At 63.1% G+C, this 11,059-nt stretch carries 9 protein-coding genes; 7 read left to right on the plus strand and 2 right to left on the minus strand.

Features of this window, described 5'->3' with window-relative positions:
- From ACNPM4_RS00495 to ACNPM4_RS00505, 3 genes are all read left to right on the plus strand, one after another.
- The coding region (locus tag ACNPM4_RS00495; RefSeq protein ID WP_448984331.1) for a Gfo/Idh/MocA family protein at window positions 1-949 on the plus strand (949 nt) is incomplete at its 5' end.
- A gap of 40 nt (window positions 950-989) precedes the next feature.
- Window positions 990-3,509: a glycoside hydrolase family 2 TIM barrel-domain containing protein gene (locus ACNPM4_RS00500; RefSeq protein WP_448984332.1), complete on the plus strand. Its 2,520-nt coding sequence runs from the start codon at window positions 990-992 to the stop codon at window positions 3,507-3,509.
- 11 nt (window positions 3,510-3,520) lie between these two features.
- Entirely contained in the window at window positions 3,521-4,294 is a 774-nt protein-coding gene (locus ACNPM4_RS00505; RefSeq protein ID WP_448984333.1) for an SDR family NAD(P)-dependent oxidoreductase, read from the plus strand.
- Window positions 4,295-4,425: 131 nt separating this feature from the next.
- Here ACNPM4_RS00505 and ACNPM4_RS00510 read toward each other — a convergent pair whose 3' ends face one another.
- Together ACNPM4_RS00510 and ACNPM4_RS00515 are read right to left on the minus strand one after the other, a co-directional pair.
- On the minus strand, window positions 4,426-5,358 hold the full coding sequence (locus ACNPM4_RS00510) for an aldo/keto reductase (protein ID WP_448984334.1): 933 nt from the start codon (window positions 5,356-5,358) through the stop codon (window positions 4,426-4,428).
- Window positions 5,359-5,458: 100 nt separating this feature from the next.
- Entirely contained in the window at window positions 5,459-6,139 is a 681-nt protein-coding gene (locus ACNPM4_RS00515; RefSeq protein WP_448984335.1) for a TetR/AcrR family transcriptional regulator, read from the minus strand.
- 121 nt (window positions 6,140-6,260) lie between these two features.
- Here ACNPM4_RS00515 and ACNPM4_RS00520 point away from each other — a divergent pair, with 121 nt between their 5' ends.
- The 4 genes from ACNPM4_RS00520 to ACNPM4_RS00535 all read left to right on the plus strand — a co-directional run bounded on the left by ACNPM4_RS00520 (window position 6,261) and on the right by ACNPM4_RS00535 (window position 11,034).
- Window positions 6,261-7,598 carry an ABC transporter substrate-binding protein gene (locus ACNPM4_RS00520; protein WP_372469269.1) on the plus strand — a complete coding sequence of 446 codons (1,338 nt, stop codon included), beginning with the start codon at window positions 6,261-6,263 and terminating at the stop codon, window positions 7,596-7,598.
- A gap of 4 nt (window positions 7,599-7,602) precedes the next feature.
- Window positions 7,603-8,538 carry a carbohydrate ABC transporter permease gene (locus tag ACNPM4_RS00525; protein WP_372469270.1) on the plus strand — a complete coding sequence of 312 codons (936 nt, stop codon included), beginning with the start codon at window positions 7,603-7,605 and terminating at the stop codon, window positions 8,536-8,538.
- Window positions 8,535-9,443, plus strand: coding sequence for a carbohydrate ABC transporter permease (locus tag ACNPM4_RS00530; protein WP_448984336.1), 909 nt, complete (start codon window positions 8,535-8,537; stop codon window positions 9,441-9,443). Before ACNPM4_RS00525 ends, ACNPM4_RS00530 begins: the two co-directional genes overlap by 4 nt.
- A 109-nt stretch (window positions 9,444-9,552) precedes the next feature.
- Window positions 9,553-11,034: a GH1 family beta-glucosidase gene (locus ACNPM4_RS00535; protein ID WP_448984337.1), complete on the plus strand. Its 1,482-nt coding sequence runs from the start codon at window positions 9,553-9,555 to the stop codon at window positions 11,032-11,034.
- Window positions 11,035-11,059: the final 25 nt, after the last annotated feature.

Below are 11,059 nucleotides of genomic sequence, written 5' to 3' on the forward strand. Positions count from 1 at the left end.
CTCTCACGCCGTTGCGTCCGATCTGCGTCACGTTGACGGAGCGCGGCGGGCCGCCGTCTGGTCACGCGATGCCGACAAGGCGCATGCCTTCGCAGCAGAAAACGAGTTTGAACGCGCATACGACGATTTCGACCTCATGCTCACCGCCGCCGACATCGACATCGTCTACATCGCCACCCCTCATGCGACCCATGCGCCCTTTGCCCTCTCGGCACTCAACGCCGGCAAGCACGTCCTCATCGAGAAGCCCATCGGAGTGAACGCCGCCGAAGCCCAGGCAATCGCGCATACAGCCCGAGAGAACGAACTTTTCGCGATGGAGGGCATGTGGATGCGGTTCAATCCCGCGTACATCGCTCTACGAGCTGAAGCGAGAAGCGGGCTACTCGGAACCGTCAGTTCGGTACGTGCTGCATTCGGCCTGCCGTTCGGGGCGGCGGGCTCGCGCGCGTGGAGTGCTGAGCGCAAGAGCAGTACTCTGCTCGACCAAGCCATCTACCCGGTGACACTCGCCAGAGACATTCTGGGCGAACCGGCGACAGTGTCGAGTTCGGCGCAGGTCCGAGAAGACGGCGTAGATCTCTCCTTGCACGTGACGCTCGACTACAGCGACGGGCGCTTCGCGCAGCTAGCGGCTTCCATGGTCGGCTACCTCGAACCCACGGCGACCATCAGCGGAACCGACGGATGGGCGACACTTGCTGCCCCCTTCTGGGCGAGCGACAGGTTTCGTCGCCACTCCGGAGACTTCGAGCAGGCCTTCGGCAACCCCGCCGATTGCCTCTTCCCACTCGAGGGCAATGGGTACGTGCCCATGCTCCAAGCGGTGCAGGACGCGACTGCGGCGGGGCTCCTTGAGCACCCGCTCCACCCGCTGGATGACAGCGTCGCGATCTTGACGACGCTTGACCGCATCCGAGCCGCGTGGCCAATCGCCACTCCCTTCTAGATCTTCCTCTCACCTCCGGACGACTCCCCGAAAGGCAGCAATGACTCGCTCACCCTTCAACTCCAACTGGTCGTACCGTCCCAAGACCAGCATCTTTGCGGACGTACAGGGTCAAGCCGCGGCTGGAACCGCTGTCCGCCTCCCACATGACGCGCTCATCTCGCTCGAGCGTCGCGCAGACGCACCGAGCGGCGCGGCCGGAGCATTCTTCCCCGACGGTGCCTTCCAGTACATCAACAACTTCGAGGTTCCCCTCGACTGGCGCGACAAGCACGTAGCTCTGGAGTTCGAAGGCGTGTACCGCGATGCGATGATTTACGTGAACGGTGCCTTCATTGCGCAACGCCCCAACGGGTACGCGGCCTTCACGGTCTCCTTGGACGGCTTTCTGGAGTACGGGACCGAGAACACTGTTCGCGTCGACGCCCGCACCCACCAGGACTCCCGCTGGTATGCCGGTGCGGGTCTCTATCGCGAGGTCCACCTCTGGGTGACAGAACAGGTCCACATTCTCGAGCAGGGTGGAGTGCGGATCACCACCCCAGACGTAGATGCAGAGCGCGCGGTCGTCTCCGTAGAGACGCGGGTGCATAACCGCGGGACGCTCACGCGCACGGCGACAGTCGTCACAGAGATCGTGGACGATGCCGGGAGCGTCATCGGCACGGAAACAAGCCCCCTCACCACGCTCCCTCAGACCGAAGGCGTTGTCCGGCAACGCATATACGTTCCCAGGCCTCAACTGTGGAGCGTCGATCAGCCAACTCTGTACACGGCTCGGACCCGCCTCGAGGGCATCGCGGAAGAGCCTGAGACTCGCTCGACGACCTTCGGTATCCGAACACTCCGCCTCGACCCCATACACGGCCTCAGGATCAATGACGAGAGCGTCAAGCTTCGCGGCGCATGCATCCACCACGACAACGGCGTCCTCGGCGCCGCCACATTCTCGGATGCCGAAGAACGTCGCATCGTCCTCCTGAAGCAAGCCGGGTTCAACGCCGTTCGAAGCAGCCACAACCCCATGAGCGTCGCCATGCTCGATGCGTGCGACCGTCACGGCATGCTCGTCATGGACGAATCATTCGATATGTGGGCCGAATCGAAGTCACCGTTCGACTACTCCCTCGCCTTCCCGGAGTGGTGGGAGCGTGATGTCGAGGCGATGATCACGACGGACTTCAACCACCCGAGCGTCATCATGTACTCAATCGGCAATGAGATCCCCGAGACGGGTAACGCCATCGCCAGTCAGTGGGGACGGAAACTCGCGGAGAAGATCCGCGATCTGGATGACACCCGCTTCGTCACCAACGGCATCAACGGGTTCGTTTCCGCTCTGCGCGAGGTTGCGGCGATGATAGCGACCGCGACCGCGGCGCACGAAAGCGCCGACACCGAGGCTGGAGGCGGAGACGCAGACGGCGGCGTGAACGCAATGATGGGTAGCGGCGACGACTTCATGGATCAGGTCGCCTCTTCGCCGCTCGTTACCTCGGCGACCGCGGAGTCATTCGCACTCCTGGACATCGTCGGACTCAACTACGGCGATGTCCGTTATGAGATGGAACGACGCGAGCACCCCAACCGCGTCGTCGTCGGCACCGAAACGTTCCCTTCCAGGATCGACCGAAACTGGGAGCTGGTGAAAGAGCACCCCCATGTTCTTGGCGACTTCACGTGGTCAGGCTGGGACTATCTGGGCGAAGTGGGCGTCGGCCGCGTGAAGTATGAGGGAGAGTCCGACGCGTTCGACGGAGAATTTCCTTGGCTCACGTCCTGGTCGGCAGACCTCGACATCACCGGGCACCGTCGAGCGATGTCCTACTACCGAGAGACCGTTTTCGGGCTACGCACAACGCCCTACATCGCTGTTCGCCGGCCATCGAACCATGGACGCTCGTTCACCCTCGGGCAGTGGAGCTGGACCGACGCGATCTCGAGCTGGAGCTGGAACATCGAAGACGGTTTCCCCATGATCATCGAGGTGTACAGCGACGCAGAAGAGATTGAACTGCAGCTCAACGGCCGAGTGGTGAGCAGCGGCCCGGTGGGAGCACGACGTGCGTTCGTCGCCGACTTCGAGATCCCTTTCGAAAAGGGCGAACTGGTAGCCGTAGCGCGAAACGCGGGTCAAGAGGTGGCACGCTCCACCTTGCAGAGCGCTTCGGCCGAAGCTCGCCTCGAAGTGCGTCTGGACCGTACGACGACCGATCTCCGCGACGGCGCGCTCGTTTTTGCCGAGATCGAACTCCGAGACATCGACGGCAATCTGATCAACGACGCCGACCGGCCGGTCAGCGTGCAAGTAACCGGCGCCGGTTCGCTCGCCGGGTTCGGAAGCGGGCGCCCGCGCACCTCCGAACGATTCGACAGCGCCACGCACGGCACGTACGACGGCCGCGTTCTTGCCGCGATCCGCCCCGCCGCCGTCGGCGCGATCTCGCTCGCAATCTCCGCGAACGGCGTGCCTTCGGAAGTCGTCATGATCGATGTCACTCCTCAGTCCGAAGCAGCCCCACACGGAACACCCACCCTGTCCGATTCCATCCCCGCATGACTGGAGTACACATGTCCACGCGACTTGCCAACAAGAACATCATCGTCACCGGCGCAGCGTCCGGGATCGGTCGAGGCACTGCACTGCGTCTGCTGAACGAAGGGGCACGTGTCGCTGCCCTCGATCTTCGCGGCGACGACCTCAAGGAACTCCGTGGGGCTGTGTCGACCGACATCCGTGAGCGATTGATCACGCGACAGGTGGACATCTCCGACGAGGCGTCCGTCAAGGACGCTGTTGCCGAGGTCGTCACACGCCTCGGCGGTCTGGATGCCCTCGTGAACGCCGCGGGAATCCTCTACGGCGACCACACTCACGAAGTGACGCTCGACCGGTGGAATCGACTGTTGCAGGTCAACCTGACCGGCACCTTCCTCATGGTTCGGGAAAGCCTGCCGCACCTTCTGGCGGACGACGCAGGAGTCATCATCAACTTCGCGTCCACCTCGGCATTCTTCGCCCACCCTTACATGGCGGCATACTCGGCGACCAAGGGCGCGATTGCGTCGTTCACCCACTCAATCGCACTCGAATATGCGAAGCAGGGGCTGCGTGCCATCAACATCGTGCCCGGCGGCATCGAAAGCGGCATCACGAGCACCACCGCGCAGACCCTCCCCGCAGACACGGACTGGTCGCTGTTCGGCAACTTGCAGGCTCAGCTCAACGACGGTCGTCAGGGGACGCCGGAAGATGTTGCGGGAGTCATTGCCATGCTCATCTCCAAGGACGGGGCCTTCATCACCGGTACCGAGATCCGCGTCGATGGCGGAGCCCACATGTAGTGCAAGCGTTGGGCTGTTGAGCGAGATGCCCGGCCAGAGGCGGATGTGCGGGATGTGCCTTGGGGTACTGGGCACGCTCAATTTGGCGCCCGCGACGATGAGGCTTTCGGGAAGCGCAGGGGCACAAGGCGTCAGCGCGCTGGTGGATCGACGATAGGCGTCGGTGCCGGCCCCAACTGTTCGATCTTCGCCCACAGCTCCGACGGAACCGTCTGACGCTGTAGCTCGTCCAGCTCGTCCAGGCGCCGAGGTGAGGAGATGCCGACGACTGTCGAGTCGATGAGAGATGACTGGAGGGAGAAGGCCAGGGCGACTGCGGGGAGGGAGAGGTCGTGCTCCCTGCACAGCAGCTCGAGAGCACGCGTCCAGGTCAGGAGCTCTGCCGAGGCAGGCAGGTAAGCATAGCGCGCATCCTGCCGCGGACCGGCGGCGAGAAGGCCTGCGCCGAACGGTGCGGCGTTGAAGACGACCATGCCGCGGCGGCGAGCGTCCTCGAACAGTGCCGTTGCGCTCTGGTCAACGAGGGTGAATCGGTTGTGACAGAGCACCGCATCGAATACGCCGCTCGACACGTAAGCGCTCATCATCGGGATCGGGCCGCCGGCGACACCGATGGCCCCCACTGCACCCGAGTCGCGAAGTTCAACAAGACCTTCGACGGCTCCTCCGGGCCCCAGGGCCTCTGACATCGTGAGCATGTCCGGATCATGGAGGTGAAGAAGGGGGACCGTATCGATCCCGAGCCGCGCACGACTCTCATCGAATGAGCGCAATACACGGTCCCTGTCGAATCGCCCTGTGACGGGATCGACATCGACCTTGGTGATGATGTCTGCAGAACGGGTGGTCCCCAGTCGATTCGCTGCAGCACCGAGGACTGCTTCCGAGCGGCCGCCGGCGTAGTTGTTCGACGTGTCCACGTACGTGTGACCGGAGGCGAGCGTGAGCTCAGCGAAGTCGATGGCAGCGCGTTCATCGACGGAGCCCACGGTCGTGTTCCGCCCGAGATTCGACAGCCCCAGGGTGAGGGAAGAAGGGGTCCTCAGATGAGCTTCGGCGGTCATCGGTGACTCTTTCGTTCCGTGGATGGGTGTGTGGTCACCCTACGGGAAAAACCGAACAGTTGTCACACATTGAATGCGGTGTGCCGAAGGTGGGAGGTCGTCATGAACGGGCGGACGCATCCATCCCCGTCAGCGCCTCGGGGACGGCCGACTCGAAGAACAAGACCATAGCGGCACTCATGTCCGCGGACGGGTCGATGAGCCACTGGAGCTGTACGCCGTCCCACGTTGCGATGAGGAGTCGGCCGAGCAAGTTCGCGTCGCGCTCAGGGTTGATGCGACCCTGCTTCTGGTCGTACGCGAAAGCGGCCGCAAGTTCCTTCGCCTTGCGTTCATAGCGGGTGACGAACCAGTCGTGCGCGGGGTGGGTCGGTGCTGACGATTCGGCCGCCAGGATCGCGAACAACCTCAGCAACTCCGGTCGTTCGACGCTGGAACGCACTCGTTCGAGCGTTGCAGGAACGATGCCGCGCTCGATGCATGCCGCGTTGAAGTCGAAGGCCTCGTTGCCCGAAGTTGTCCCATCGGACCTCTCCAAGACCGCCTCAAGAAGCTCGTACTTCGTGCCGAAGTGATGGACCACGCTGGTCAGGGCTACATCCAGTTGGCGGGCGATGTCTCGCAACGAACCGCCGTGGTAACCGTGCGTGCCGAACACCGTCGTCGCTGCATCCAGGATGTCGTTGGAGCGCTGAGCGGACTTGGCGTACGGTCCGCGGGTGCCAGCGGATTTCGGTCCAGTCATGAACGCGACCCTACCGACTTCCTTCACCCACGTCACGCCCGCGCGCCCCGACCCGCGCGTCGAAACGAAAATGTAGCACTTGTTCCAAATTCGATGTATGGTGACTTCACCAAGGGTGGCCCGCGTCCGGGCTTGCCATGTTCACAAGGAGGTTGACATGACTACACGCACGTCCCGCGCACGGCGAAGGGTCGCCGTTCTCGGCTCATTCGTAGCCGCTTCGGCTCTGCTCGCCGGGTGCACCGGTGGAGGCGCCGGAGGGAGCAGTTCCGGAGACACCACGCTCGACGTCATGGTCGGAGCACAGGATCTGTCTGAGGAGCAGATCGCAGCGTTCGAGAAGGACAACCCGGGCATCAAGATCAAGATCGTTCTGTACGACCTCACGCGCCTGAACACGATGCTCACGTCCGGAAACACGCCGGACATTGCGTTCGGAAACGCGGTCGGCAGCGCGAACTTCAACGCCCGTGGTCTGGCCACCGACCTCACGCCGTACCTCGAAAAGAGTGAGGTGCTGAAGGAAGACGACCTGCAGCCGGTAAACGACGCATTCCGCTGGGACGGCTCTAAGAGTGGTGAGGGCCCCATCTACGGCATCGTGAAGGACTGGAGCCAGGACAACGCGCTCTGGTACAACACGGCGCTGTTCGATGCCGCCGGCGTCCCGTACCTCAGCGACACGGAACCGATCACGTACGACGAACTGCTCGACATCTCGAAGAAGCTCTCCAAGTTCGAGGGCGGTACAACCACCGTGTACGGCCTGGGCATGGAGTGGCAGTGGACCCTCTACGGTCCTCTCGCTGCGATGGTCGAACAGCAGGGCGAGAGTCTGTTCAACGACGACCTGTCCGAGATCGACTTCACGTCTGACGCTGCTCAGAAGGCCCTCCAGTGGTTTGTCGACTACGGACAGTCCGGCGTCGGCCCGACGTCCCTCAACCCGCTCCCGGACGGTTCGGATTACTCGACCTTCGCCGCCGAGCGCATGGCAATCAGCCAGGACGGCTACTGGTTCGGAGGCAACTTCGCCGGCGACGACGCGCTGAAGACGGTGCGCTTTGCACCCGCACCCACTATGGGCGACACCCCCGCAGCGATGAGCTTCGGCGGCGCGGGAATGTGGATCCCCGAGCAGGCGAAGGACAAGGACGCCGCCTGGAAGTTCATGGAGTACTTCATGGCGGGGGAGCCTGCCGAGGCGCGTGCCTCCAGCGGCTGGGGCCTCCCGTCGCTGAAGTCCCTGTCGGACAAGCTGCCGCAGGAACAGCCGTTCCAGCAGCAGGCGTACACGGTCGTGCAGTCGCAGTTGGACCACACCGTCCCGCTGCCCGACTCGCCCTACATTTCGGCAGGGCTGCTGCAGGACACCATCGACAAGTATCTGCAGCTTGCCATCAAGGGCGACCTCAGTGTCGAAGAGGCCGGCTCGCAGCTGACCGATGAGTTGAACGACGCGCTCGCCAAGGGCGTCGACCAGATCAAGGAGTAGTTTGATGGCTCGCAAGTGGACCCGGTACCCGAAACGGACGTTCTATGCGTTCGTCGCACCGTGGGCGATTGGTTTCCTGCTGCTGACCGCAGCGCCCATGGTGTACGGGTTCGTTGTGAGCCTGACCAACTTCGATGGAAGCTCGCCCCGTTTCAAGTGGGTGGGGCTAGCGAACTACATCGAGCTGTTCTCCGACAGCGACGTGTGGGCGGCACTTCTGAGAACGCTGGGTTTTGCAGCGCTCGTGGTGCCGCTCACCGTCGGCGGATCCCTGGGCCTGGCCGTCCTCATCAACCGTCGGCTGAGAGCGGTGGGTCTGTGGCGCACCGTCTTCTTCCTCCCCTCGGTCGTGCCCGTGGTGGCGATGGCCATCATGTGGAAGCTCGTCTTCAATAAAGACTCAGGCATTCTCAATGCCATCCTCGGGACGGTCGGGATCGACCGCATCGCGTGGCTCATCGACCCGATGGTGTTCTACTCGCTCATCATCCTCATGCTGTGGGGATTGGGAGGCGGCATGATCATCATGCTCGCAGCGCTCCAGGGCGTTCCCGCTGAGCTCGAGGAAGCAGCCATCGTCGACGGCGCCGGGCGGTGGACGGTCTTCCGCCACGTGACGATTCCGATGATCTCGCCCATTCTCTTCTTCCAGCTGGTCACCGGTGTCATCACCGCGCTGCAAGTGTTCGTTCAGCCCTTGTTGCTGACGAACTCCTCCGGGATCTCCGCCGCAAACGGCGTCCCCGACAGCACCAAGCTCTACATGGTGCAGGTCTACCAAGAATTCTTCCTCAGCAACCGATTCGGTTACGGCTCGGCGATGCTCTGGATCTTCTTCATCATCATCCTCGGCCTCACCCTCGTCCTGCTGCGCTCCAGCAAGTCCTGGGTCTACTACGAAGTTGACACCGAAGCCGAAAGCGAAGGAGCAAAGCGATGACCATGGAAGACACCTCTACGCGAGCGATGGTCGCGCCAGCCGCTCGCCGCACACCTCGTCGGCGCAACGTTCTCACGAACGCCAAGAAGCGACCAACGGCATGGACGTACATCCTTATCCTCGCGCTCACTGCCTTCTTCGTCGGCCCATTCATCTGGCTCGTCCTTGCCGCGCTGAAGACCCCTGCCGAGTGGGCCTCGCTACCCATTTCCATCCTCCCTGAGGAGGCGCAGTGGAATAACTTCGTTTCCGCCTTCACCGATATGAACTTCATCGGGTACGCGGGGAACTCGCTCTTCGTGGCGACGACGTACTCAGTCCTGATTACTCTGTCCAGCGCCGCCGTCGGGTTCGGGTTCGCCCGACTCCGTGCTCCCGGCAAGAAGGCCTTGTTCCTGGTCGTTCTCGCGACGATGATGATTCCGCAGATTCTCACCCTGCTCCCGACGTACGTGATGTTTGCGCGCATCGGACTGCTGAACACCTACTGGCCGTGGGTCCTGTGGGGCCTGGCTGCCTCGCCGTACATGGTTTTCCTTTTCCGTCAGTTCTTCTCCTCGCTGCCCAAGGAACTGGAAGACGCAGCCATCATCGACGGCGCGGGATGGTTCCGCATCTTTGCGACCATCTTCCTTCCGCTGTCCCGGCCTATCCTCATCACCTCATTCCTGCTGTCGTTCACGTGGACCTGGGGTGACTACATCGCCCCGGCTCTGTTGCTCGACTTGGACCGAACGACGCTCGCTGTGGCCATCACGGCCTGGTATCAGGACCCCAACGGCAACGTGATTCCGACGATCCAGGCGGCGGCCGCGGTGATGTACATCATCCCTGTACTGCTGATCTTCTTCTTCGCCCAGCGCTACTTCGTCCAGTCGAACGTCTCCTCCGGGATTAAAGGCTGATCCATCTCCCGGCCGGGCCGTATCGACGGCCTGGCCGGGGCACCACCCCGGGCCGCCCGCTACCAGCGGGTCCCTCGGACTCGTCACACAACCGACAGGAACTGTCTTCATGCATGACCACCTGATCCGAAACGGCACCCTCGCGTTCCCGCCCACCTTCACTCTGGGAGCGGCGACCGCGGCGTACCAGATCGAAGGCGGCGCCACAGAAGGTGGTCGTGCGGCATCTATCTGGGACACGTTCAGTCACACCCCGGGGAAGACGGCCGGCGGCGCCACCGGTGACGTGGCAGCTGATCATTACCACCGCGTGACGGAAGACCTAGGGCTCATGGAAGCCCTCGGTCTTGACGCGTATCGTTTCTCCATTTCCTGGTCGCGCGTCATGCCGCTGGGGGAGGGCGACGTCAATCCGGCAGGTATCGAGTTCTATTCCACTCTCATCGACGGCCTCCTCAGCCGCGGTATCGACCCGGTGGTCACGCTGAACCACTGGGACCTCCCGCAAGCGCTGGAGGACAAGTACGGCGGATGGCGTGGTCGGCAAACGGCCTACGCGTTCGAGAAGTACGCCGAGGTGGTCGGCGCGGCATTCGGAGATCGAGTCGCGATCTGGAGCACGCACAACGAGCCGTGGAACAACTCCTTCTCCGGCTACGGAAGCGGCGCATTCGCGCCAGGAGGCACCAGCCACGAGGACGCGCTGAAGGCTGCCCACCACCTCAACCTCTCCCATGGTCTGGCAATGCAGGCACTGCGGCGAACCATCACCCGACCGGATGCTCGGTTGTCCGTTGCGCTGAACATCTTCCGGGTCCAGGCGCAGACGCCGGCTGACGAGGACGCCGCTCGACGTTTCGACGCGGTCGCGAATCGCGTCTTCACCGGACCGATGCTCCGCGGTGAGTATGACGCCGACCTTCTCGAGGACACGCGCATGTTCACCGACTGGGCGTTCGTCGAAGCCGGCGACCTCGAGGTCGCGCACCAGCCGCTAGACCTCCTCGGTGTGAACTACTACGAGGTCATGCATATCCGTCAGGCGCCGGGATTCGTGCCCGGTAGCGAGACAACTGGAGGCACGGCATTCCCCGGTTCGGAGCAGGTCGAGTTTGTGCGCCGAGGCGATCTCGCGCGAACCGGAATGGACTGGGGTATCGAGCCGCAGGGACTGGAAGAGCACCTGGTGGCACTGTCCGCACAGTTCCCCGACCTGCCGATCATGGTGATGGAGAACGGAACAGCCTTCCCCGACGAGGTCGTCGTCGTCAACGGCACTCGCACAGTCCTCGACCTGGACCGCACCAGCTACCTCGCAGACCATGCAGCCGCCACCCATCGCGCCCTGTCACGAGGCGCGAACGTCGTGGGGTACTTGGTGTGGTCTCTCCTCGACAATTTCGAGTGGGCGGCCGGATACGGCCCGCGTTTCGGCATCATCCACGTGGACTACGAGACGCTCGAGCGCACCCCGAAGCTGAGCGCTCATTGGCTCACCATGCTCTGCTCGACACGCACGGTGCCGGTGTTGTCCTCGTCCGGCTCCCCGGAGCTCAACGCTCAGCTGGCAACAACGTCTGCGGACCGCTGAGGGACGAACAGTTGTGACAGGGGCG

It is taken from the genome of Microbacterium umsixpiens, assembly GCF_053543675.1.